This is a genomic window from Enterococcus sp. BWR-S5 (assembly GCF_016745255.1).
In the GTDB taxonomy this organism is placed as follows: Bacteria; Bacillota; Bacilli; order Lactobacillales; family Enterococcaceae; genus Enterococcus_L.
Window position 1 is genome coordinate 100,344 of the sequence record NZ_JADOEQ010000006.1, and the last position, 24,809, is coordinate 125,152.

The 24,809-nt window shown below is 40.9% G+C and carries 26 protein-coding genes and 1 CRISPR repeat array; of the genes, 23 read left to right on the forward strand and 3 right to left on the reverse strand.

What is annotated here, in order from left to right; all coding sequences use genetic code 11:
* Nucleotides 1-20: 20 nt before the first annotated feature.
* On the reverse strand, nt 21-557 hold the full coding sequence (locus IW510_RS09030; protein WP_202058785.1) for an ECF transporter S component: 537 nt from the start codon (nt 555-557) through the stop codon (nt 21-23).
* 332 nt (nt 558-889) lie between these two features.
* Between IW510_RS09030 and IW510_RS09035 the strand changes: the two genes are divergently transcribed.
* The 10 genes from IW510_RS09035 to IW510_RS09080 all read left to right on the forward strand — a co-directional run bounded on the left by IW510_RS09035 (nt 890) and on the right by IW510_RS09080 (nt 12,477).
* Nucleotides 890-1,339, forward strand: coding sequence for a flavodoxin (locus IW510_RS09035; protein WP_202058787.1), 450 nt, complete (start codon nt 890-892; stop codon nt 1,337-1,339).
* 18 nt (nt 1,340-1,357) lie between these two features.
* Nucleotides 1,358-2,194, forward strand: a complete 837-nt coding sequence (locus IW510_RS09040; protein ID WP_202058789.1) for a sulfide/dihydroorotate dehydrogenase-like FAD/NAD-binding protein — start codon at nt 1,358-1,360, stop codon at nt 2,192-2,194.
* Nucleotides 2,187-3,602, forward strand: coding sequence for an NADPH-dependent glutamate synthase (gene gltA, locus IW510_RS09045; protein ID WP_202058791.1), 1,416 nt, complete (start codon nt 2,187-2,189; stop codon nt 3,600-3,602). Before IW510_RS09040 ends, gltA begins: the two co-directional genes overlap by 8 nt.
* A 23-nt stretch (nt 3,603-3,625) precedes the next feature.
* Nucleotides 3,626-7,153 (forward strand): pyruvate:ferredoxin (flavodoxin) oxidoreductase, encoded by a 3,528-nt coding sequence (gene nifJ / locus IW510_RS09050; RefSeq protein ID WP_202058793.1) that lies wholly within the window; start codon nt 3,626-3,628, stop codon nt 7,151-7,153.
* A 395-nt stretch (nt 7,154-7,548) separates the two neighbouring features.
* Nucleotides 7,549-8,625, forward strand: coding sequence for an endonuclease/exonuclease/phosphatase family protein (locus IW510_RS09055; protein WP_202058795.1), 1,077 nt, complete (start codon nt 7,549-7,551; stop codon nt 8,623-8,625).
* A 165-nt stretch (nt 8,626-8,790) separates the two neighbouring features.
* A complete protein-coding gene (locus IW510_RS09060; RefSeq protein WP_202058797.1) occupies nt 8,791-9,105 on the forward strand; it encodes a rhodanese-like domain-containing protein in 315 nt (104 codons plus the stop codon).
* Nucleotides 9,106-10,758, forward strand: coding sequence for an FAD-dependent oxidoreductase (locus tag IW510_RS09065; RefSeq protein WP_202058799.1), 1,653 nt, complete (start codon nt 9,106-9,108; stop codon nt 10,756-10,758).
* Complete coding sequence (locus IW510_RS09070; RefSeq protein ID WP_202058801.1) at nt 10,758-11,054, forward strand: rhodanese-like domain-containing protein; 297 nt, start codon at nt 10,758-10,760, stop codon at nt 11,052-11,054. The genes IW510_RS09065 and IW510_RS09070 overlap by 1 nt, the downstream gene beginning before the upstream one ends.
* A complete protein-coding gene (locus IW510_RS09075) occupies nt 11,054-11,308 on the forward strand; it encodes a metal-sensitive transcriptional regulator (RefSeq protein ID WP_202058803.1) in 255 nt (84 codons plus the stop codon). Before IW510_RS09070 ends, IW510_RS09075 begins: the two co-directional genes overlap by 1 nt.
* Before the next feature lie 278 nt (nt 11,309-11,586).
* Entirely contained in the window at nt 11,587-12,477 is an 891-nt protein-coding gene (locus IW510_RS09080) for a diacylglycerol/lipid kinase family protein (protein ID WP_442896407.1), read from the forward strand.
* A gap of 50 nt (nt 12,478-12,527) precedes the next feature.
* Here IW510_RS09080 and IW510_RS09085 read toward each other — a convergent pair whose 3' ends face one another.
* Nucleotides 12,528-12,827 carry a DUF5960 family protein gene (locus IW510_RS09085; RefSeq protein ID WP_202058807.1) on the reverse strand — a complete coding sequence of 100 codons (300 nt, stop codon included), beginning with the start codon at nt 12,825-12,827 and terminating at the stop codon, nt 12,528-12,530.
* A 298-nt stretch (nt 12,828-13,125) separates the two neighbouring features.
* Nucleotides 13,126-13,814: a CRISPR direct-repeat array (repeat unit 30 nt; unit sequence GTTTTAATCTAAACAGAGTGTAATGTAAAT).
* Nucleotides 13,815-13,893: 79 nt separating this feature from the next.
* On the opposite strand from IW510_RS09085, the gene IW510_RS09090 reads away from it, so the two are divergent.
* The 9 genes from IW510_RS09090 to IW510_RS09130 all read left to right on the forward strand — a co-directional run bounded on the left by IW510_RS09090 (nt 13,894) and on the right by IW510_RS09130 (nt 20,935).
* A complete protein-coding gene (locus tag IW510_RS09090) occupies nt 13,894-14,802 on the forward strand; it encodes a helix-turn-helix transcriptional regulator (RefSeq protein ID WP_202058809.1) in 909 nt (302 codons plus the stop codon).
* A 166-nt stretch (nt 14,803-14,968) separates the two neighbouring features.
* A complete protein-coding gene (locus IW510_RS09095) occupies nt 14,969-15,370 on the forward strand; it encodes a GyrI-like domain-containing protein (protein ID WP_202058811.1) in 402 nt (133 codons plus the stop codon).
* Nucleotides 15,371-15,453: 83 nt separating this feature from the next.
* Nucleotides 15,454-15,885, forward strand: coding sequence for a hypothetical protein (locus tag IW510_RS09100; protein ID WP_202058813.1), 432 nt, complete (start codon nt 15,454-15,456; stop codon nt 15,883-15,885).
* A 143-nt stretch (nt 15,886-16,028) separates the two neighbouring features.
* Nucleotides 16,029-16,418 carry a MerR family transcriptional regulator gene (locus tag IW510_RS09105; protein ID WP_202058815.1) on the forward strand — a complete coding sequence of 130 codons (390 nt, stop codon included), beginning with the start codon at nt 16,029-16,031 and terminating at the stop codon, nt 16,416-16,418.
* Nucleotides 16,419-16,517: 99 nt separating this feature from the next.
* Nucleotides 16,518-17,099, forward strand: a complete 582-nt coding sequence (locus IW510_RS09110) for a DJ-1/PfpI family protein (RefSeq protein ID WP_202058817.1) — start codon at nt 16,518-16,520, stop codon at nt 17,097-17,099.
* 106 nt (nt 17,100-17,205) lie between these two features.
* A complete protein-coding gene (locus IW510_RS09115) occupies nt 17,206-17,475 on the forward strand; it encodes an ACT domain-containing protein (RefSeq protein ID WP_202058819.1) in 270 nt (89 codons plus the stop codon).
* A gap of 46 nt (nt 17,476-17,521) precedes the next feature.
* Nucleotides 17,522-18,865 (forward strand): PFL family protein, encoded by a 1,344-nt coding sequence (locus IW510_RS09120; protein ID WP_202058822.1) that lies wholly within the window; start codon nt 17,522-17,524, stop codon nt 18,863-18,865.
* 78 nt (nt 18,866-18,943) lie between these two features.
* On the forward strand, nt 18,944-19,333 hold the full coding sequence (locus IW510_RS09125) for a DUF1149 family protein (protein ID WP_202058824.1): 390 nt from the start codon (nt 18,944-18,946) through the stop codon (nt 19,331-19,333).
* 213 nt (nt 19,334-19,546) lie between these two features.
* On the forward strand, nt 19,547-20,935 hold the full coding sequence (locus IW510_RS09130; RefSeq protein WP_202058826.1) for an L-cystine transporter: 1,389 nt from the start codon (nt 19,547-19,549) through the stop codon (nt 20,933-20,935).
* Between the two features lie 89 nt (nt 20,936-21,024).
* On the opposite strand, the gene IW510_RS09135 is transcribed toward IW510_RS09130, so the two are convergent.
* Nucleotides 21,025-21,318 carry a winged helix-turn-helix transcriptional regulator gene (locus IW510_RS09135; RefSeq protein ID WP_202058978.1) on the reverse strand — a complete coding sequence of 98 codons (294 nt, stop codon included), beginning with the start codon at nt 21,316-21,318 and terminating at the stop codon, nt 21,025-21,027.
* A 186-nt stretch (nt 21,319-21,504) separates the two neighbouring features.
* Between IW510_RS09135 and IW510_RS09140 the strand changes: the two genes are divergently transcribed.
* The 4 genes from IW510_RS09140 to IW510_RS09155 all read left to right on the forward strand — a co-directional run bounded on the left by IW510_RS09140 (nt 21,505) and on the right by IW510_RS09155 (nt 24,749).
* A complete protein-coding gene (locus IW510_RS09140; protein WP_202058827.1) occupies nt 21,505-22,134 on the forward strand; it encodes an NAD(P)-dependent oxidoreductase in 630 nt (209 codons plus the stop codon).
* A gap of 366 nt (nt 22,135-22,500) precedes the next feature.
* Nucleotides 22,501-23,244, forward strand: a complete 744-nt coding sequence (locus tag IW510_RS09145) for an ABC transporter ATP-binding protein (protein WP_202058829.1) — start codon at nt 22,501-22,503, stop codon at nt 23,242-23,244.
* Nucleotides 23,241-24,023, forward strand: coding sequence for an ABC transporter permease subunit (locus IW510_RS09150; RefSeq protein WP_202058831.1), 783 nt, complete (start codon nt 23,241-23,243; stop codon nt 24,021-24,023). Before IW510_RS09145 ends, IW510_RS09150 begins: the two co-directional genes overlap by 4 nt.
* Nucleotides 24,024-24,038: 15 nt before the next feature.
* Nucleotides 24,039-24,749 (forward strand): hypothetical protein, encoded by a 711-nt coding sequence (locus IW510_RS09155; protein ID WP_202058833.1) that lies wholly within the window; start codon nt 24,039-24,041, stop codon nt 24,747-24,749.
* The last annotated feature ends 60 nt before the right edge of the window (nt 24,750-24,809 follow it).

A 24,809-nucleotide genomic window follows, 5' to 3' on the forward strand; every position in this document is an offset into this window, starting at 1 on the left:
CTCACGTCTTTAGATAATGGCTAGTTTTCTTGCGGCAAAGCTTTTGTTAGCAACGGAAGGATTACTACTGCTAAAGCACCGCCAATGAGTGCGGTAAATAACTGTGGAAACGAGAAAGCCGCGGAAACAACGCTGGCATTTGGTTCAGGAATTCCTAAAACAATCGGCACAACCAATTTTACAACAAGACCATACAGCACTAAAAATTTTGCGGCAGCAGCGACGATTGCCGAAACAGTAAAGGCAGTGAATTGGTTCTTCGAGCTATTTCTTAGTAAATGCCAAAGAATGACTAACACGGCATTTCCAATAGCCACGCAAAGAATGATTTGCCAGAACTTAGGTCCGATACCAAACATAAATGCAAAGAACGGTGACAGCAGTGCGATTGTTAAACCGCTGGGTAACCCGACGGTGACAACGCTTACAATTAAAATGAAATTGACAAGTGAGCCGGTCAACAAGGTGCTGCCAAAGCCGGAAGTGACGGCCTGTACAGCAATCAATAGTGCAAGTAATACAGCGGTTTGAGTAATCCATAAAGCTTTTCTGTTCATAATCAGCGGCATATTATTCTATTGTGATGATATTCACAATTATGCCTATTCACTTCCCTTCATCAAATTTGAAACGGAGTGTTGAGCAGTGCGCCTATTCAACTGTAGATTTCCGATGAAGAAGCTTTTCCTTCTCAACAAATCTTTACAAAGTTATTGTAACAGATTTGATTCAATGATTTAAGTAAAAGTTGCAGACGAGAAGCAATTGCAGCCTAAGGAAGTTTTCACAGAATGGTGGGCAGCATAAAAAAGGTTCTAATGAACATAGATTCACTATTTTCTATGTTCTTATGAAATAAATGATTAAAAAATGAGAGGATGAACATTGTATGACATTAGCAAAAATCGTATATGCAAGTGCAACTGGAAACACAGAGGGAATTTCAGAAATATTGGAGGCAGCTTTTGAAGAGCTGGATATTGATGTAGAACGTATTGAAGCCGATGATGCGGACGAAGATACGTATGAAGATGCTGATATTTGTGTATTGGCAACTTATACAGATGGCGATGGGGAACGACCATTTGACTTAGAAGATTTTTATGAAGAACTGCCGGAACAAGATTTATCGGGAAAAGTCTTTGGTGTTGTAGGTAGTGGAGATAGTGAGCTATATCCGGATTATTTCTGTTTTGCGGCGATAGATTTTGATAAAGCATTTGGGGAAACCGGCGCGACAAAAGGTGCGGAGCTGGTGAAAATTGAAAATGCGGCAGATGACGAAGACGAAGAGAGACTGAAAGCTTTTGTTAAAGCTTTGGTAGAAGCAGAAGCGTAAAAGGAAGTGTGAGTAATTTTGTTTAAAATAATAGAACGCAAAGAATTAGCTCCTACAGAATTTGATATTCTTGTAGAGGCACCGCGCATTGCGCAAAAAGCTCAACCTGGTCAATTCGTTATTTTACGCATCGATGAAAAAGGAGAGCGAATTCCTTTGACGATTGTTGATGTGGATGCTGAAAAAGGCTGGGTACGATTGATTTTTCAGGTTATTGGAAAGTCAACTGCACAATTAGCGACAGTGATGGCTGGTATGGAGCTGACGGATTTGGTTGGCCCATTAGGAAAGCCGACTGAAATCAAAAATTTCGGTACAGTGCTCTTAGTTGGCGGCGGTGTGGGGATTGCGGCATTGTTCCCGATTGTCAAAGGACTAAAGGAAGCCGGAAATCGTGTAATTACGGTTTTAGGTGCAAAAACCTCAGAATTACTCATACTACAAGATGAATGTGCGGCATATTCCGATGAATTGATTTTGATGACAGATGATGGTTCAGTTGGCACAAAAGGCTTAGTCACTCAGGCAATGGAAGAGGTTTTTCAACGAGAAGAAATCTCCTATGCTTGGGCAATCGGGCCAAGTATTATGATGAAATTTGCAACGATGACTGCGCAAAAATACCATGTGCCTATTTATGTTTCTTTGAATCCAATTATGATTGACGGTACAGGGATGTGTGGAGGTTGTCGAGTAACAATCGCTGATACAATCAAGTTTGCCTGTGTGGACGGACCAGAGTTTTTGGGAGAAGAAGTGGATTGGGATGAGTTTATTAATCGCATGCAGCAATACCGTCCGGAGGAAGAACAGTCAAATGAACGATATGAAAAGCAGGTGAAGCAGCATGGCTAAAGTGAAAAGAAGTCATACACAAACACCAATGAGAGAACAGGAAGCCGCTGTTCGCTGTCATAATTTTGATGAGGTTGCTTTTGGTTATTCCTTGGAGGAAGGTCAGTTGGAGGCTAGTCGATGCCTACAATGTAAAAATGCGCCCTGTATCGAAAACTGTCCGGTTATGATTGATATCCCGGGCTTTATCAAAGCGATTGAAGATGGCGACATGCCGACAGCTCATGCTGTATTGAGCAAGTATACGAATCTTCCGGCAATCTGTGGTCGTGTTTGTCCACAGGAAAAGCAATGTGAAATGGTTTGTCGTCTGGGACGTTCGAAAAAATTTGAGCCGGTAGCTATTGGCAAGCTGGAGCGTCTGGTAGCAGATTGGGCGTTAGAGCAGCCGATTGAATATAAAGAAGTGTCCGGAGAAAAAGGGCGCGTTGCTGTCATCGGTTCCGGTCCTTCTGGTTTGACAACTGCCGGTGATCTGGCAAAGCTAGGCTATGAAGTGATTGTCTATGAAGCATTACATCTTCCGGGAGGCGTGCTTACTTATGGAATTCCTGAGTTCCGTCTGCCGAAACGGATTGTGAATAAAGAAATTGAACGAATCGTGGCTCAAGGAGTCACAATTGAAACCAATGTCGTAATTGGAAAAACGATTACGATGGCGGAAATTATGGAAGAATTTGATGCTTGTTACTTATCTGTCGGTGCGGGTGCACCTAACTTTATGGGGATTCCCGGTACTTCGTTAAATGGTGTTTATTCATCCAGCGAATATCTGACTCGTATCAATTTGATGCATGGCTATGAGTTTCCTCAGTATGATACGCCGGTTCAAAAATCTAAGAATGTTGTCGTAATCGGCGGCGGGAATGTAGCGATGGATGCGGCACGCTCGGCAAAACGCCTAGGGGCTGAAAATGTTTCAGTTATCTATCGACGTTCATTGGAAGAGCTGCCGGCACGTGTGGAGGAATATCATCACTCTGTGGAGGAAGGCATCAATTATCACTGGCTGACAAATCCTATTGAATATATCAGTGATGATAAAGGAACGTTAAAGGCTGTGAAATGCGTACAAATGGAATTGGGCGAGCCGGATGAATCTGGACGTCGAAGACCTGTTGTAATTCCAGGTAGTGAGTTCATTATTGATGCAGACACAGCGATTGAAGCAATCGGGCAAGGTGCGAATAAAGTATTACTTGATACTTTTCCTGAGCTTGCGACCAATAAATGGGGCTACGTTGATGCAAACCCCGAGACTGCGGCGACATCTATTCCAGGTGTCTTTGCCGGAGGAGATATTGTAACTGGCGCAGCGACGGTTATTTTAGCGATGGGCGCCGGAAAAATAGCAGCAAAAGAAATCGATGAATATATTCAGAAGACACGACAAGAAATGCCGGTTTAAGTAATCAGTGAGGTGGTAAAGGAATGAAAACAATGAAGACAATGGATGGCAACACAGCTGCCGCTTACATTTCCTACGCTTTTACAGAAGTAGCTGGAATCTATCCGATCACACCAAGCTCGACCATGGCAGAAGTAGTGGATGAGTGGGCAGAAAATGGCTTAAAAAACATTTTTGGTGAAACAGTCAATTTAATAGAGATGCAATCAGAGGCCGGTGCTGCGGGAACAGTTCATGGTTCTTTGAAGACAGGTGTTTTGACAACAACCTACACAGCATCACAGGGCTTGCTTTTGATGATTCCAAATATGTTTAAGATTGCCGGTGAATTATTGCCGACGGTCTTTCATGTGGCGGCACGAGCAGTTTCTACGAATGCGTTAAGTATTTTTGGTGACCATAGTGACGTGATGGCAGCTAGGCAGACGGGCTTCTGTATGCTGACAGAATCAAGTGTTCAGGAAGTCATGGATTTGTCCGCAGTTGCACATTTAGCGAGCATTGAAGGCAGCTTGCCGTTTATGAATTTCTTTGACGGCTTCCGTACCAGCCATGAGCTGCAAAAAATTGAAGCATTAGATTATGAAGACTTAAAGAATATGGTGAACTGGGAAGCGCTTGAAAATTTCCGTAAGCGCGGGATGAATCCCAATCATCCAACTGTTTCCGGAACTGCTCAAAATCCGGATATTCATTTCCAACAAAGAGAAACCGTCAACAAGTATTACGATGAAATGCCCGCAATTGTACAGAAATATATGGAAAAAATCAATGCACTCCGTGGAACAGAATATGATTTGATGAATTACTATGGTGACCCGGAAGCGACAGAAGTTATCATTTCCATGGGTTCTGCTTCACCAACCATCCAGCAAACGGTTGATTATTTAAACAGTCAAGGACGCAAGGTTGGTCATATCGATGTTCATTTGTATCGCCCGTTTCCAGCAGATAATCTATTGGAAAAACTACCGAAAACAGTAGAACGGGTAGCAGTACTTGACCGTACCAAGGAACCTGGCTCTGATGGAGAACCGTTGCTATTGGATGTTCAAAGTGTGTTGTACCGTCATGAAAATCGTCCAATTGTTATTGGTGGTCGTTATGGAATAGCTTCAAAGGATGTGACACCGAATCAAATCGTTGCTGTATACGATCACTTATTATTACCGGTGGCGGAGCTTAAGCAACGCTTTACAATTGGTATTAACGATGATGTGACTCATTTGTCATTACCGATGACGGAAGTACTGGATTTGACAAAAGATACAACCTTCCAAGCGAAGTTCTGGGGCTTTGGTTCAGATGGTACAGTTGGTGCAAACAAACAGGCAATTAAGATTATCGGAAATCATACAGATAAATATGCACAGGCTTACTTTGCCTATGACTCTAAAAAATCAGGAGGGTTAACAGTCTCCCACTTACGATTTGGTGACGATCCAATCCGTTCTACGTATAACGTGGAGTGTCCTGATTTTATCGGGTGTCATAATGCAGCTTATCTGCATAAATATGATTTAGTAAAAGGATTGAAGGATGGCGGAACCTTCCTGTTAAATACTGTCTGGGATGTCGACCGTGTCAAAACTCATTTGCCGAAGCCATTGAAACGCTACTTAGCAGAGCATAATATTGAATTCTATATCATCAATGCCATGGAGATTGCACAACGATTGGGGCTGGGGCGACGGATCAATACAGTCATGTCAGCGGCATTCTTCGAGGTTACAGATATCATGGACCGTGAAACGTTCCTACCTTTATTGAAGGATGAAGTAAAGGCGACTTACGGAAGAAAATCAATGGCAATTGTAGAGAAAAACTGGGCGGCGATTGATGAAACCTTTGATGCGCTGACTAAAGTCGATATTCCGGAAGAATGGAAAACACTAGAGATTCCATCAGCTGCTGCAGTTGATTCAGATAAGCCGGCATATGTGCGTAATATTTTAGAACCAATCAATCGCCAAGAGGGCAATGAGCTTTCGGTGAATGACTTGATTGAAAATGGTATGCTCGGTGGAGAAATGGCGATGGGGACAGCTGCATATGAAAAACGCGGGATTGCCTTAGAAGTTCCGGAATGGATTTCTGAGAATTGTACGATGTGTAACGAATGTGCCTTCATTTGTCCGCATGCTGCGATTCGTCCTTTCTTAGCTGATGAAGCTGAGCTGGCGGAGGCGCCGGAAGGCTTTATCACTCGAACGATGAAAGGAGCCGATAATTTAGACTATCGTATTCAAGTATCGTTAGAAGATTGTACCGGCTGTGGTTTATGTGTAGAGATGTGTCCGGCCAAAGAAAAAGCGCTGGTTTTGAAGCCGTATGAAGAGCGGAAAGAAGAAGCGATTAATTGGGCTTTTGCTATGACCTTGCGTCAAAAAGCAAACCCAATCAAGAAATTCTCTGTCAAGGGCTCGCAATTTGAACAGCCGTTAATCGAGTTTTCAGGTGCTTGTGCCGGCTGTGGCGAAACGCCTTATGTGAAGCTGCTGACTCAGCTTTATGGTGACCGAATGATGATTGCCAACACTACTGGCTGTTCATCGATTTGGGGAGCCTCCTCACCGGCAACACCTTACACGGTAAATGCGGAAGGAAAAGGACCTGCGTGGAGTAACTCATTGTTTGAGGATAATGCAGAATATGGATTAGGGATGTATATCGCTAACGAAACGAAACGGAAACGTGCTGCTACCCTGATACAAAAAGCGGTTGATGAAGGCTGTGGCTCTGAAACAACGTTGGCTCAGATGCAGGATTGGTTAGACCATGCAGCTGAAGGCGAAGGAACGCAGCAGCGTGCGGCAAAACTGGCGCAAGCGCTTCGTGAGGATGCCGATGATCGAGTGAAGGACATTTTGAAGCATGAAGAAATGTTTGCGAAGCCGAGCCAGTGGATTCTTGGTGGTGACGGCTGGGCCTATGATATTGGGTACAGCGGTATCGATCATGTGCTCGCGACAGGGGCGGATGTCAACATTTTCGTCATGGATAATGAAGTATACGCCAATACAGGCGGACAAATGTCGAAGGCAACGCCAACCTCAGCTATCGCAAAATTTGCGGCAGGCGGAAAGAAAACAAAGAAGAAAGACCTTGGCTTGATGGCCATGGCTTATCGTGATGTGTATGTGGCCTCTATTTCGATTGAAGCCAATCCGGCACAAGCGCTGAAGGCAATTACTGAGGCTGAAAACTATCCGGGACCATCATTGATTATTGGGTACACACCATGTATCAATCATGGCTTGCGTGGTGGTATGAGTCAATCAATTAAGGAATCAAAAGAAGCGGTAGAATCCGGCTATTGGCCGCTGTATCGCCATGATCCACGTCTGAGAGACAAAGGCAAAGATCCAATGCGCGTAGATTTCAAGAAGGCCGACTTTACAAAAATGGAAGCCTTCCTACGGAATCAGGTTCGTTTCTCTGCACTTCACAATGTGAAGGATGACGAGGTAGAAGTAGAAGAAATGCTTCATCAAACCGTCAAGGATATGGAAGACCGTTCAGAAAGCTATACACAATTGATTAAGAAATAACTAGTAACACAAAAACAAACCAGCTTTGAGAATATCCTCAAAGCTGGCTTGTTTTTGTTAGTAATGGTGTTATAAACTTTTGAAGTTGTTATCCCACCGATACCAAGGATTAGTGAGGAATTATCGGGAAGTCCTCTATCTTAATAAGCAGTCAGTCATTTTCTTAATTAAGCGCTAAACTAGTTCTTCCTGCTTTTTTTTGTTATGATTTAAAAGAATGTAAACAAAGCACTAAAAGAAACTGGGAAGTGATTTGACCGGTTTCAATGGATAGAAAGAAGGAGAGCGACTGTTCTGGGTAGGACCCTCTAGAAGCAGTCGACATCGGACCACCGGAAGTAAGCAAACAGGAAGTTACCTGAGTGTTTGCAACAAGAAAGAAAAGGAGCACGAAAATGAAAAAAGCGCTAAAAATTAGTGGGGTAGTTATCGGACTGATTTTATTAATTGTGATTGGGTATGTGGGGTATGTTTTTCTCAGCTATTCCCGTATCGAGGATAATTTGACCCTGACCGTTGAGCAAAAGGCAAAAATTGAGCAGGTTGAGCCAGAGAAAGAATATAAGGCGGTAACCTTTAATATCGGCTATGGAGCGTATCCGCCGGACTATACCTTCTTTATGGATGGAGGAAAAGAATCAAAGGCGCGCAGTGAGGCTGCGGTAAATGAAAATATTGATGGTGTAATTCAGACGCTGGATGAGCTGGATGCTGATTTTGCGGTATTACAAGAGGTGGATGAGAAAGCGACACGGAGTTTTGGTGTCAACGAAGTGAAGAAAATTAGTGATAGCTTTGCTGATTATTCTGCTGTAGCAGCGACAAATTATAATTCTGCATATCTGATGTATCCGGTTCTTGATCCTATTGGTAAATCAAAATCCAGTATTCTGACCTTAAGCAATACGTCAATTGATAATAGTATTCGCTACAGCCTGCCAATCGAAACGAACTTCAACAAGTTTTTTGATTTAGATCGAGCATTTACAGTTTCTGAGCTGTCTGTTTCAAATGGGAAAAAGCTAATGCTGTATAACGTTCATTTATCTGCCTATATGAAGGATGAAGAGATTCAGAAAAAACAAATCATGACCTTGTTCAACCACATGAAAAATGAATATGAAAAAGGCAATTATGTTGTTTGTGGTGGCGACTTCAATCATGATTTACTACCGTCTTCTTCAGAGACTTTCGGCAATGATACCAGCAAGGATTACTCTTGGCTGCAGGAGTTTCCATCGAAAGATTTACCGGATGGTCTGAAGGTAACGGAATTTTCTGATGATGGTGAAGCGATACCCTCTAGTAGAAATTTGGATACCCCCTATGAAAAAGGAAAATCCTTTGTGGCTTTGATTGACGGCTTTATTGTATCCGATAATGTTGAAGTATCTGAGACAAAAGTCATGGATGAAGAATTTCGTTATTCCGATCATAATCCAGTAGAAATGAGTTTCCAACTAAAAAAATAATTAATAATTACACTCGTAAAGCTTGATAGAACAATGCTTTATGAGTGTTTTTTCGTTTTTGAAATGGATTTATAAAATTTGTCAGTCAAAAACCTTTACAAACGAGTGAACAGAAGTTATGATAATTTATGTGAAATACCCATAGGGGTATAAAAGGAGGCATATATGTTTTTATTTAGTAAAGTAAAAGCTGTTTCGGGAAAGCAGTTAGAGAACGTGCTGTCAAAACGGCCAATTATTCTGGATGTTCGAGAAAAATCAGAATTTGTAGGCGGTCATATCCCCGGAGCTGTGAATGTTCCATTAGGTAAAATTAGGAATTACAAGTCTAAGAAGGACCAGACAATTTATGTTATTTGTCAGTCTGGTGTCAGAAGTAAGCAAGCGGTAAAGATACTGACAAAAAAAGAAATTGATGCAGTGCATGTCAAAGGCGGAATGATTCGTTGGCAAGGTGCAGTTAAGGGAGGCAATTATTAAATGAGAGTTGTAATTATTGGTGGTGTGGCAGGAGGAATGTCCGCTGCGACAAGGTTAAGACGTCTTTCAGAGGAAACGGAGATTATTGTGCTGGAAAAAGGGCCATATGTTTCTTTCGCCAATTGTGGTTTACCGTATTATGTTTCCGGGGAAATCAGTGAACGAGAAGAATTGATTTTGCAAACCCCTGAGCAATTGAAACGACGCTTTAATATTGATGTACTTGTAGAAACAGAGGCTGTAAACATCGATAGAGCAAGTAAGCAGGTGACGATTAATAAGCAAGGGCAGGAGGAAAAGCTTGCTTATGATAAGCTGATTCTTTCTCCGGGAGCAGCCCCACTTGTACCACCAATCACTGGTTTAGCTGAAGCAACGAATGTTTATACCTTGAGAAATGTTCCAGATGTAGATAAAATCACATCAATACTGGCAGAAACAAAACCAAAAGAAGCAGTCGTAATTGGTGCCGGGTTTATCGGATTGGAAATGGCAGAAAATTTGAAACAGTCTGGATTAGCTGTCACAATTGTTGAAGCAGCACCGCAGATTTTGCCGCCATTGGATAAAGAAATGGCAGCTTTGATAGAGAATCGCTTGAAAGCAGCAGGAATTACCGTATATACAGGTGCGGCGGCTCAAGCATTCAAGGAAAATGGCCGCATTATTGAGTTAAGCACCGGAGAGCGAATCAACAGCGACTTCACGGTATTATCTATTGGCGTGAAGCCGGTTAATGAGTTGGCTGTGGCTGCTGGTTTAGCCACTGGTCTAAAGGGTGGTATTGTTGTCAATGAGGATTACCAAACCAACGACGCGAATATCTTTGCCGTCGGGGATGCAATTGTAGTCAAGCAGCAGATTACGGAGACTGATGCGATGATTTCCTTGGCTTCTCCGGCAAACCGCCAAGGAAGACAGGTGGCAGATGTGATTTCCGGTGTGACGCGTAAAAATAAAGGAAGTATTGGTACAGCAATTGTTAGAGTCTTCGACCTGGCAGCAGCCAGTACAGGACTAAATGAGCGTCAGCTTCAAGAGATGAAGATGAGCTACAAAGCAGTGCATATCACAGCCAAAAGCCATGCGGGGTATTTCCCGGGAAGCGAGGCAATCACGCTTAAGCTGATTTTTGATCCTGTAAACGGGAAAATTTTTGGTGCACAGGCTGTAGGTAAGGATGGCGTGGACAAACGTATCGACACATTGGCAACAGCAATTAAAGCCGGATTGACAGTTGCGGATTTACCTGAATTGGAGTTTACATATGCTCCGCCATTTGGTTCAGCAAAAGATCCGGTGAATATGATTGGCTATGCAGCGTTGAATATTGTTGAAGGATTATCAGACAACATTCAGTTTTATGAGTTGAAGAATGCTCGTGAAGCAGGAGTACTACTTTTAGATGTCCGAAATGCAGAAGAGCTGAAAAATAATGGCAGTATTGGCGAAGATATCAACATTCCTTTGGATGAGCTGAGAGAGAGACTTGCTGAGCTGCCGAAGGACAAAGAGCTGATTGTCAGCTGTCAAAGTGGACAGCGTAGTTATTTAGCCGAGAGAATATTGAAAAATAATGGGTTTAATGTAAAAAACCTTGATGGTGCTTTCCAAATTTACAGCACTGTTTATCCTGAGGAGGTCAATAAATAATGTATCAAACAATGATGATTCCTGAATTTGAACAATTAATGAAGCAAGAGAACGTAACGGTGCTTGATGTCAGAGAGCTAGATGAATTTCAATCTGGTCATATTGAAGGAGCAATAAATCTTCCTTTAAGCGGTTTTCCCGAAGCAGCGGATAGCTTAGATCAAGAGAAAGAATACCATGTCATCTGTCATTCCGGCAGCCGCTCACAAATGGCTTGTGAGTTTCTCGGATCAAAAGGATTTACGACGACCAATATTATGGGTGGTATGTCAGCTTGGAGAGGAGCGGTTGTCTAATGCAATGCGACAAAAAAATAGCGAATCGATTGAAGCGTTCAGAAGGACAGGTACGCGGTATCCTTCATATGATGGAAGAGGGCAAGGACTGTAGAGAAGTTGTCACTCAGCTGATGGCTGTCCGTTCAAGTATCGATAAGGTAATTGGATTGGTCGTCACAGAAAATCTAGTACAATGCATGAAGGAAAAAGAGATTGATTTATCCAGTGAAGATGTGGAGAAGGCCTTGGAAATGATTGTGAAGACAAGGTAACAAAGGAAAATACTGATAACAGAAAGTCTGGGAAAATAAAAAAATCCCAGGCTTTTTGATTGCCATAGAACCAAATATGAGGTGCAAATAGAAAAGCGGACTAAGAGTAATGCCTTGACTGGAGTCAAGAAATCTAAATAAATGTTTCTGTCCCGTATTTTTTTCAATGAAATTCAGAATGAACTGCATATCATTCAATAGTTAGAAATCTCTGTGCTAGAATATTCAATGACAGAGTATGTTGGAAGCCGTACTGAAAAATGAGAGGAGAGGTTCTGATGAAAGTCTTATTAGCCATAAATCCCAGTTCGGGTGGAGAGCAGGCAAAGGAGTACCAAGAGCTGGCAGAAAAAAGCTTAAAAAAACGTTTTGATCAGGTTACGACTGTTCTGACTGAAGGCGAAGGTGATGCAACAAGATTTGCCAAGCAAGCTGCTGAGGAAGGCTATGATGCCTATTTTGTTATGGGAGGGGACGGTACCGTTAATGAGGGGATTAGCGGTTTAGCTGAAGTAGACGAACGCCCTGCATTTGGCTTTTTTCCGTTAGGAACAGTGAACGATTTAGCAAGAGCATTGGGGATATCAATGGACCCGAAGGAAGCCATTCAGCAGGTTGTAGACTATCAGACAAAAAAACTTGATATTGGAAAAATCAACCAATCCTATTTTATGAATGTCGTAGCAATCGGGGCTATTCCGGAGACCCTTAATGAGACGAGTGTTGAAGATAAAACAAAATTTGGGAAGCTTGCCTATGTCTGGAATGGGTTGAAGAGTTTCATGAATAACCAAGCTTATGACTTTCGTTTGGTTTTAGATGGTAAAGAGCAGTTTATTCATAGTAGTACATTGATTGTCGGGCTGACAAATTCAATCGGAGGCTTTGAGCAATTGTTGCCGAATGCTGAAATTAATGATGGGCTGTGTCACTTGGTTTACCTTAAAGACGGCTCGAAGCTTGAAACACTTCAGGCCGTTCCGGAGTTGCTTCAGGGTGTTGATGGAGAGGGCAATCATTTAAGTTATCAAACCTTTAAAGAAGGAACGATTGAATTGGTCTCTGAAGAAAAACTACAGGTAAACGTAGATGGTGATCCAGGCGATGAATTGCCAATAAAGATACGCATTCTTTCAGGACATTTAGATGTATACTGTCCAGCAAAATAGAAAAAACGAGTGTCTATCAACTAGTATAGACGCTCGTTTTTATTAGGCAATTACCATTCCGGCTGTTCATCTAAGTGTTCATCAGTTTCAAATGGTTTTCCGGCATAAGTGTATTCAGTTTCTACAGCACCGTCGTATTCTCTTGTAAGCAATTGGCGCTCGAAAGGAAATTCAGCTGAGTGACCGGAAGTGGTTTCGTCCGCTGATAAAACGAAGGTACTCTTTCCCGTTTGGTTTAAATGCTGCAGCACGCGCTCAATGATTTCTTCATCTGATTCATTAGGTCGGTTACTGACATTGCGATAATCCTTGATAAAAGCATCCTGTTGTCTAATTACATTTTCCAGCATGGTTGTATTCCTCCTCTTGATTGGTGTTCTTTATGGCAGTTATTAAAATCATGTCATGAATATCGTAACGCAAATGTAAAAGAGTGTCTAAAAATTGGTTTAGGAATGTATCAAGGAAAGAATCTGTTGACCGCCAATAACGTAAAAAATAGAGGAGACCGACAGACGACAAAAAGCCTGCTGTTATTGACTTTCATGCCGCGAGTTAGGTAAAATGAAAGATGTAGCGAAGTGAAAATAGGTGGTCGACAGAAATGACCACTGGAACCCTTGGTACATAAGGGCTGAAAATGAGTGGGTTTTAATCTAAACAGAGTGTAATGTAAATTCAAAAAGTTGTGGACTCATTCTTCTTGCAGTTTCAAGTTTTAATCTAAACAGAGTGTAATGTAAATATCATGGACACCATCAACGCAGAAATAAACGAAAGCGTTTTAATCTAAACAGAGTGTAATGTAAATATCATGGACACCATCAACGCAGAAATAAACGAAAGCGTTTTAATCTAAACAGAGTGTAATGTAAATAGATAAGATTCAGTAGTTTCATATGCTGGCGTAGCGTTTTAATCTAAACAGAGTGTAATGTAAATCTGTAGAGCCGCAGCCCATATTCTTTGAAAGGTTTCGTTTTAATCTAAACAGAGTGTAATGTAAATCATGTTGCGAAAATGGTCACAGCTCAAACATTGCAGGTTTTAATCTAAACACGGTGTAATGTAAATACTGTAATGAATGAACAATTTGATGATTTTGAATTGGTTTTAATCTAAACAGACTGTAATGTAAATGTCGTCGTTGTTTCATTGCTCCATGCAGCATTAACAGTTTTAATCTAAACAGAGTGTAATGTAAATTTAGGTCAAATGATGATTACTCTTGGCTTGGATACTGTTTTAATCTAAACATAGTGTAATGTAAATTTTGATAGTGTATGTATATTTAGTATTTTTTACCCGTTTTAATCTAAACAAACTGTAATTGACATCGTTTCCATAATCGTTTTAATCTAATTAAAGTATATTAAACATAATAAATCTAACCAATATAAATCAAGCCATGAAAGGATGAACACACATGTCTCAACAGTCACGAATGTTTTATATCATGAATTACCTGAGTGTTCATCAAGAGACGACTGCCCTTTTTTAGCTGAAAAGCTGGAGGTGTCGGTACGGACGATTTATCGAGATTTAGATAATCTTTCAGGCTTAGGATTTCCTGTCTATGCTCAGAATGGTCGAAACGGCGGCATTCGGTTACTGGAAAATCATCAAATACCGGCTACTTTTGTCACTGAAGAGGAACAAGAGGCTATTTTATCTGGTTTGGAAAATCTGGCAGTCACTGAATTTGTCGGTGCAGATGAGCTATCGGTAAAGCTGTCTTCTTTGTTTAAGCGCCCAACTGATTCTTGGTTGGCTATCGACTATTCGGGCTGGCGCAAGTCGGAGGAGAAAGAATACATTGACCTGTTAACGACTGCGAGAAAGCAAAAAAGCTGTGTGTTTCTAACCTATGAAAATAGTCAGGGGATTGTGAGTGAACGTGAGGTTGTACCGAATAAGCTTTTCTTTAAGCAGCATAATTGGTATTTGTCCGGCTATTGTTATCTAAAAGAAGAGCATCGAATTTTCAAGCTAAAGCGGATTAGGAGCCTAAGGTTGTCTGAACGAGTGCTTAATCCAGAGCTGTTAACTGAAGATTATATGCCCAGTTACTCCTATCAGCAGGTAGAATTCTTTATTGACCCCAATCAATTGCCAAGAATGCAGGAAGAATTACCAAGCTTGGAGGTTGAACCAAGTGGTGATAGGTTGAAAATTACTACGTGGTTAGCAACCGGAGAGTGGCTGTTTTCTTATTTATTATCCTATGGGGCTTCATTGGAGGTCATCTCCCCCGTTGAACTAAGGGAACGTATCGCAAAAGAGATACAAAAATATCAGAAGCTCTATAGTAGTGAAAAAGAATAGAAGTCATATGCCCGTTTTTTTCTAGCAGACGATGGACCGTCCGAATGCAGAACTGCAAGCCAAAAGCTAGTAATTTCCATAAGTATTTTTTATAAGTTATTAAAACATGACAGCTAGTTGTCATGTTTTTTTGTATATGATAATAAAAAACGAGGAGGAATCAGGTATGAACATTTACGAAATCGGATCAGTGAGAACAAATAATTTGGCAGCGGATGTGGGAGAAAAAATTGGTGGACTTTGGCAACAGGTCATGGCTGAGATTGGACCGACTGCACCTATTTATGGAGTCTATCATGACTATGAAACGAATTATTTGGGAGACTATACATTATCATTAGCTGTTGAATCATCTGAAACTGGACGAAAAATAATTTTGGATGAAGGTAACTATCAAATTTTTCCAGTGGAATTAACGCCTGAAGATCCGTCCAAAAATAATGTAGCCGAAACATGGCAGCGCATCTGGGCTCTTGAGCAGGCTGGAAATCTACACCGTCGTTATGAGAAGGATTATGAAAAGTACGAGCAGGATGGGAGCGTAGCAATTTACATTTCTATAGAATAGCTTAAAAATGCCTGTCATTCATTGAATCGATATTGCAGAAATTTTTGTTTCCTGTAAGATAGAACTAAGAAAGAGGCGATAAAATGGGTAATATCTGGATGAAGCGATTAATGAAATGGCAGGCAAAATTACAGACGTTTATGCGGGGACGGTATGGGATTTTTGATAAGCTGAGCCGAGCATTGCTGGTGGTCAGTCTGGCACTAGTCTTGTTAAACCTGTTTTTAGGCTCGACTGTGTTGCGTTGGGGTGTATTCCTGCTTCTGGCAGTTGTTTATTATCGTTATTTCTCTAAGAAAATTTATGTGCGGGCGAATGAAAATCAGAAATATTTGAGCTGGATTGGAAAAGGGACAAAGCAAGTCAATTATGTGAAGGAGCGAATTCAAAATCGCAAAACATACACTTATTTTTCTTGTCCCGAATGCAAACAGCATTTGAGAGCACCAAAGAACAAAGGAACGATTAAAGTTACCTGCTCTAGTTGTAAATCACAATTTACTAAGAAGGTGTAGGTAGGTATTTAAGAATCCTGTACGCAATTTAGAAGCTGTAGCATGCATCCGCTACGGCTTCTTTTTTTATAAATCTTTACCAAGAATCTATTCTCTTTGTGATTTTCTGCTAAAATAAGGAGAAGCCGAAAGGGGAGAACGAGATGAAGATCAATGAAGTAAGTAAGAAATATCAGCTATCCTTATCAACCTTGCGTTATTATGAAAAAATCGGATTGCTTGATCCGGTAGAAAGAATCAGCGGTATCCGACAATATGGGGAGAGTGATTTCGATCGAATTGAATTTATTCTCTGTATGAAGGAGTCCGGCTTAAGCCTTGAGATGATTAAGGAATATTTTGACCTCTATAAAGAGGGCGATCATACCTTAGAAAAACGCTTGGCTCTTTTACAAAAGCAAGAGCAGGAAACGAAAGAGAAGCTGGAGCGTGTACAGGCAACTTTAGATTATATCCATTATAAAATGGGGCTTACAAAGTCAAACATTAAAAAACGAGATAAGGCAAAAAGTGAGCCTGTTAAAAGCAGATAAGTTTTGTAGAAAATGCTCTAAGATACTGAAACCGTAGAGGCGTTCTTAATTCTGTGGAGTGGTATCAGCTAGATAAAAAGTGAATGGAGGAATTGCCGAATGAAGGTTTTAGTTTTACTGGCAAAAGGCTTTGAAACAATGGAATTCAGTGTGTTTATCGATGTGCTTGGGTGGGCAGATAATGATTTTGGTGCGGCTATTCAGACAGTTACTTGCGGCATGGAGAAAACGGTCAATAGTACCTTTAATGTACAGGTTAATGTGGATGTACTGCTTGATGAAGTCAACGTGGATGACTATGCGGCGTTGGCAATACCGGGTGGTTTTGAAGAATACGGTTTTTATGAGGAAGCATACAGTGAACCGTTCTTGGAACTGATTCGCAGCTTTGAGCGTCAAGGAAAACCAGTAGCTTCCATTTGTGTAGCGGCTTTGCCATTGGCTAAAAGCGGTATTTTGGCTGACCGCAAAGCAACGACTTACCATTTGAAGGATGGGTATCGCCAGAAGCAGCTGGCAGAGCTAGGCGTAGAAGTGTTGGCTAAGGAGCCGATTGTCATTGATCGACAGGTAATCACTTCCTATTGTCCTGAGACAGCGGTTCATGTTGCCTTTGAGCTGTTGGAGATGCTTTCAGATAAAGAAATGCGTCAACAGGTAATGCACGCAATGGGGTATTAGTGAATTACGAACAATATCTTTTTTTTTAGTTGCTTTCGTTCATGTTTTTGACGTTTCTTTTTAGTAATTATGCTATAATAGGACAAACAAATGAGGAGGTTTATTTATGCGGGCAGTTTTAACAGTAATCGGTAAGGATAAAGTAGGTATTATTGCGGGTGTCAGTACAAAGCTGGCAGAGCTGGAAATTAATATTTTGGATGTCTCTCAGACAATCATGGAGGAATACTTCACCATGATGATGATCCTTTCTTTTTCGGGAAAAGAAATCAATTTTGAGGCGATTCGTGAAGAACTGAATTTGCTGGGAAAAGAGCTTGGCGTGAAAATCAGTATTCAAAATGAAGAGATTTTTAATGTCATGCATAAGCTGTAAGAAATTTTGACGTGTTGTTCATTGAATAAAAGCAGGGGTGAAAATTTTGGAAACCAAGCAAATACTGGAAACAATCCGAATGATCGAAGAAGAGAATCTGGATATTCGTACAATCACAATGGGGATTTCATTGTTGGATTGTATTGACAGTGACAGCGATAAGGCCTGTCAGAAAATATATGATAAAATCACACGTGTCGCGAAGAATCTGGTACGAGTGGGTGAAGATATTGAAGCGGAGTATGGGATTCCGATTATCAATAAGCGGATTTCCGTGACACCTATCAGCATCATTGCAGCAGCCAGTCCTGATGAGGATTATGTCAAGTATGCAAAAACCTTGGACAAGGCAGCACAGGCAGTTGGTGTTAACTTTATCGGCGGCTTCAGTGCGTTAGTAGAAAAAGGCTATCAGTTTGGCGATGACCGCCTAATCAACTCCATTCCTCAGGCATTGGCAGAAACGGAGTTTGTCTGTTCCTCTGTCAATATTGGGTCAACGAGAGCCGGTATCAACATGGATGCGGTTCGTCATATGGGCTACATTATCAAAGAAACAGCAGCAAAATCCGATATGGGCTGTGCCAAGTTGGTTGTCTTTGCAAATGCAGTAGAGGACAATCCATTCATGGCGGGCGCTTTCCATGGAGTTGGTGAAGCAGACTGTGTAATCAACGTTGGGGTAAGTGGTCCTGGTGTTGTGAAGCGTGCATTGGAAAAGGTAAAAGGCGAACCGTTTGATGTGATTGCTGAAGTAGTGAAGCAAACCGCGTTTAAGATTACAAGAATGGGACAATTAGTAGGACGAATTGCGTCTCAACGCTTGGATGTGCCTTTTGGAATTGTCGATTTATCTCTGGCGCCTACTCCGGCTGTTGGTGATAGTGTTGCGCATATTCTGGAAGAAATGGGTCTGGAAAGTGTAGGAACACATGGAACGACAGCAGCTTTGGCATTACTAAATGATGCGGTGAAAAAAGGCGGCGTAATGGCATGTAATCACGTTGGTGGTCTTTCGGGCGCGTTCATTCCTGTCTCAGAGGATGCGGGTATGATTGATGCAGTCAATAATGGCGCATTGAACCTTGAAAAACTGGAAGCTATGACAGCCATTTGTTCTGTTGGGTTGGATATGATTGCGATACCTGGAGCAACATCTGCGGAAACTATTGCAGCGATGATTGCAGACGAAGCAGCAATCGGCGTGATTAATCATAAGACAACGGCTGTTCGGATTATTCCGGCAAAGAATACAGAGGTCGGCGACATGGTCGAATTTGGCGGTTTACTGGGAAGAGCACCTGTGATGAAAGTGAATCCTTATGCTTCTACGGACTTCATTTTACGTGGCGGACGGATTCCTGCGCCAATCCATTCGTTTAAAAATTAGTATATAAATATTTCATTTTTGAGCAATAAAATAGATATGGATATGTTATAATGATTTTTGTAAGGAGGGTGATATCAGTTGGAAATTAAACGTCAACAAGAATTAGTGGAGGGCTTCCACTATGATATGCGCAAACCAGATGCAGAAGTTGATACACAACTACGTGTAGGATTTTCTCCAATCGAATCTAAGGATGAGAACTATCCTGCTGAAAATACAATTATTGCGTCACGCTTGGAGTTTCGTCTGGCTTTTGACGAGTATGTATTGTCAGGAGCGGTTAGCCAAGTTTCTCACATTATCAATCGTAAAATCGTCGACCAACAAGATTTGTCTCAAGAAGATGTAGACGAATTGGTTGCTCCGTTGTTTGATATCGTGAAACGTCTGGCCTATGAAGTGACAGAAATTGCTTTAGATAAGCCGGGAATCCAATTAAACTTCCAGTCATCACAGCCGGAAGAATAATAACAGATAAAAAGTAGTGATAGCCAAAGGCTATCACTACTTTTGTTTTTGTATCATGCAATAAGCAAAAAAATCGCTTTTCTTCCTTTTAATAAGTTAAAATGACTGTATCACTGAATTATTTTCAGGGCAGCTGCTGAAGAGCGGCTGCCGGGAACCTTTACTTCCTTTGATGGACTTGTCATTAAAATAAATGAACATGGGAGGAAAAAAATGACAACACTCATCACAGTTTTAGTGGTTCTTGCATTTCTTGGTGTAGTATACGCCTTTTATCGGATGCAGGCAAAACACTTGAAATTCTCAACACGTGTATTTTCAGCGTTAGGCGTAGGTATCGTATTGGGTGCAATTATTCAAATCGCTTTTGGTACGCAAAGCGATATTACTACTCAGGCAATGGAATGGATCGGAATCATTGGTAATGGTTATGTGGCGTTACTGCAAATGCTGATAATGCCATTGGTATTTGTTTCTATCGTAGGAGCATTTACAAAAATGAAGGAGTCGAACAAGCTGGGAAAAATCAGCTTTAGCGTTTTGGCGACTTTATTAGGAACGACAGCAGCTGCTGCCTTAATTGGTTACGGCAGTACCGTTTTATTTGGATTACAGGGAGCACAGTTTACTGAAGGTACAGCAGAAACTGCTCGTATCGCAGAATTGGCAACTAGACAGGAAACTATTGAAAATCTGTCTATCCCTCAACAAATTCTGTCTTTTATTCCTAAAAATGTTTTTGCGGATCTTGCAGGAACTCGAGCAACAAGTACAATCGGAGTTGTTATCTTTGCGGCCTTTGTAGGGATTGCCTATCTGGGTGTGAAGAAGAAAGCGCCGAAAGAAGCAGAATTTTTTGCTAACTTGATTGATAGCTTGTATAAAATCGTTATGAGAATCGTTACACTTGTTTTACGTTTAACACCTTATGGGGTCTTGGCGTTGATGACAAATGTTGTCGCAACAAGTGATTTCGAAGCAATTCTAAATTTAGGTAAATTTGTCGTGGCATCCTATGCTGCATTGATCGTTGTTCTGCTGCTTCATTTAGTTATTTTGACAGCAATCAAGGTTAACCCGTTGAACTATTTGAAGAAGGCTTTTCCAGTATTGAGCTTTGCCTTCACTTCAAGATCAAGCGCAGGGGCACTGCCTTTAAATATTGAAACACAAACAAAAGCGCTGGGTGTTGATGAAACAACAGCAAATTTTGCAGCCAGCTTTGGCTTGTCAATCGGTCAGAATGGTTGTGCCGGCGTCTATCCTGCAATGTTGGCAACGATCGTTGCACCAACTGTAGGGATTGATGTCTTCAGTTTGGAATTTATTCTGATGCTGGTAGCAATCGTAACAATCAGTTCGTTTGGTGTAGCCGGCGTCGGCGGTGGAGCAACGTTTGCTTCATTGATTGTTCTTGGCGCAATGAATCTTCCGGTAGCAATCGTTGGTTTGGTTATTTCTGTAGAACCATTGATTGATATGGCTAGAACAGCTGTGAATGTTAGCGATAGTATGGTAGCCGGTATGGTAGCCAGCTCGCGCATCGATCAGCTGGATCGGTCAGTTCTTACGGATGAAGAGTTAGTAGTAGAAGCAAAATAATGACTGAATAATAGAAAGACACTACCGGGAAAAAAACAGGATTCCCGGTAGTGTCTTTTTGTCGTTCATTTTTTAGAGTTGCTGATTGGTCAACCAACTTCTTGGTTTTCAACCAGCTCTTGGTAAGAGGTGCCCCAGTCCAGCATGGCATCCAGTATCGATTTTAAGCTGTAGCCAACATCGGTTAAGGTATATTCAACTCTTGGTGGTACTTCTGCAAAAATCTCTCGGGTTAACAAGCCATCTGCTTCCATCGCTCGTAGGTTGCTTGTCAGAACTTTTTTAGAAATCGTACCAATCGAGCGTTGCAGCTCGCCAAATCTTTTTGTTCCATCCATCAAGTCGCGGAGAATAAGAACCTTCCAACGATCGCTGATGAGCATTAAGGTTGTTTCAACCGGGCATTTAGGTAATGGTTTATTCAATTCTGTTCCTCCTTTTTTAAAGGTTACTTTTGGGTACCTAGGTAACAAAAAAGTGCTTACTTTACATTAGTGACTTATGGAGCTATTATAAGGTTAACGACCTACAAAAACAAGTGGGAATATGAATTAATGGAGGAATAAAGAATGAAAATCGCAGTCGTTGCAGCAAATGGTAAGGCAGGAAGTTTAATAGTAGAGGAAGCAGTGGCACGTGGTCATGAGGTGACAGCTATTGTCCGTCATGAAAATAAAACAAAGGCTCAGAATCAGCTGGTAAAAGATTTATATGATTTGACGAGGGAGGATTTGCAGGATTTTGATGCTGCTGTAGATGCCTTTGGAGTGTTCGATCCTGATAAGCTGGACGAGCATCAAACTTCTTTGAAGCATTTAGCAGATAGCTTGAGCGGAACAGCTACACGCTTATTGGTAGTTGGTGGAGCAGGCAGTTTGTATGTGAATCCAGAGCATACAATCAAGTTGATGGATACACCGGATTTTCCTGACGCTTTTAAAGGGCTGGCATCAAATATGGGAAAAGCGCTTGATGTGTTGAAAACACGTGATGATGTGAACTGGATATATATTAGTCCGGCAGCTGATTTTCAAGCGGACGGTGAGAAAACAGGCAGCTATCAAGTGGCAGGTGAAGAGCTGACGGTGAACAGCGAAGGGGAAAGTGTTATCAGCTATGCTGATTATGCGATTGCCATGATCGATGAAATCGAAAACGGTAAGCATAGTAAAGAACGGATTTCAGTTGTTTCTAAATAATCAGTTATAAATGGATAAAATGAGTAGGAGCATCGACGGGTTAAGTCGATGCTCTTTTTTTATGGATAAAGGTATTATAAATTTTTTCAAGCTGTGTCACTCCAGAGATATCAGGAGTAGGAAGGAAAAAAAGAGGCACTGCCAAGTTTCACGAGCTCATTCAGCTTTTCTAAAGTAGTTGTACGAACGACACACTTATTAAACAAGTAGCTTTTTTACAGGCAATCTAAATGCTATTTTCGGAGGCAATAGACGATTTTTATCAAAACTTTATTTTTCCTGTACAGCGGCTTTATTGTTCAATGCTAGAGTAAGAGTTAGACAAGCGTTGGTAGTGTCAAATTTTTATAGGTTAGGAGATAAGGGATGGTAGTAAAAGAAAATCATATATTGGAATTAAGCAATCTGACAAAAAAGCTGGGGAATCAAATACTTGTAGATGATTTGAGTTTCTCTTTAAGAAAAGGAGAGATATATGGATTCCTCGGTCCAAATGGTTCCGGAAAAACAACGACTTTACGCATGATTAGTGGGTTGGTCTTTCCTACAAGCGGAGAAATCAAGGTGCACGGATATTCTGTTGATAAGGAACAACAGCAGGCAATTTCCTATATAGGCAGTATTATTGAGAATCCAGCGTTCTATTTGAACCTCACTGCGGAGCAAAACTTAAAGCTGAGTGGTGCATTATCTGATTCAAAAATTTGTTCTGAAAGAATCAATGAGGTGTTGGATATTGTTAAGCTGAAAGAGGTGAAAAAGCAAAAAGTTAAAACCTTTTCACTTGGCATGAAGCAGCGTTTGGGATTAGCTAATGCATTACTTTGTCAACCGGCATTGATTTTATTGGATGAGCCAACGAATGGGGTTGATCCGGTTGGTTTGCGGGAAATGAAGAGATTGATTAAACATTTAGCAAAAGAGGAGCAGATTACATTTTTGATTTCCAGTCACATGCTTCGGGAAATCGAGGATCTATGCGACAGGGCAGCTATTATTCAAAATGGGCGATTAATTGAGAACGGTAAAGTTTCTGCTCTTTTAAAAAAATACAAAGCAGATAATTTAGAAGATGTTTTCTTTTGTGCCGTAGAGGAGGCAGAGAAATGAAAAAGATGGGTATATTATTGTGGTTTGAGACAAAAAGGATGTTGTTTTCAAGAAGCATGGCGGTCTATATGGGCATCTATTTTATCAATTACTTATTATCTGCAGTTTTCTTCAAGCTTTATGGTAGTGAAGGTACAGTTTTATCTGTTGGAAATGCCCAATCCTTTCCTATTCAGCATCTTCAGGCAAGTTATTTGTTTACGGGAATATTCATTGCAATTTACACCGCCCAAATCACTGTTCAGGAGCGGAGTGAAGGCACCGTTAAATTTGTTTTGCTGAGACCCGTTAGCAGAAGTGTTTATTATATTACTCGACTGTTATTATTGCTCCTTTTTTCTATAGTAATCACGTTAATGATGATTACATTAAGTTATGTGGTTGGTTTGCTGTTTTTCGGCTGGGGCGATCAGTTGGTTTTTCATTCTCAGCGATTAAGTGGGAGTGCCGGGGTTATTTTAACCCTGATAAGTGGCGCGGCATTTGCTTTAAGTTATTTTATTTTTTCGTTGATTGTTTTAGTTATCAGTACATGCTGTAATCGATTGTTGGAGAGTGTGATTGCAACAGGGATTCTTTTAATTATTGGTGAATATACTGAACTGTTTCCCGCAATAAAACAGTATACAATTTTTCATCAAATGTATTTCTTTTGTGTAGATATTTTTGAACAGCCATCAACGAAAATTATGGAAAGTCTTCTTAGTCTGCTGATTTATGGTTTGTTCTTTGGTGTAGTTGGCTATCTGTTATTCCGAAAAAAAGACCTATATGTCTAGATGAGGAGAGGAGTTATGAAAAAACAATTGCTATATGAAATGAAAAAGTTTTTCTTTCAGCAACGAAATTACTTAATTCTGGCCACAGTATTTATTGTTAGTGGGCTATGTGCGTTGCTGCTGTCTCAAAAAGGGCTTGCTGGAATAGATATTGTGGATAGGAGCTTGGCGTTCTTTCGGCCAATCGGGTGGCTTCTTTGCGGCTATACCATGTGCGATATACTAGGTCATGATTATCATTATAAAACAATGAAAAACGTACTGCCTCATGTAAGCAGAAACAATTATTTATTTGCTAAATTACTTATTTCAGGTATTGCCGGAATTGCTTTTTTTATCCTCCACTTATCAGCTACAACAGTTGTTGCATTTGCCTTATCACTAAAGTGGGAAGCTCAATGGATTGGTTCATTTTTCATTATTGCTCTCGGTGTTCTGGCGGGGGTCTGTTGCTTGCTTAGCTTCATTATTTTTTCAATCATCTTTTTTGATAATGAAGCTGTTGCTGTAGGTCTTTCTCTTGGCGTAGTCATTTTGCAGTTTATTTTGGAGTCGATTGAGCCTTTGAGTAATTATCTGCCAACTCTTTGGCCAGTGGTATTTCCTGGTTTACTTCGAACAAATAATAGTTTGATAGGCTGGATTTTGGCAGGAGCTATATTGTTTTCCTTTGTGTTGATATTTTCAACGATGCGTCATTTTAAAAAGAAGGATATTTTCCTTTGAATTGAGCGCTCCAAATCGTGAGCAAGTGATGTAAAAATAGAAATAATTGGTGGCATATTT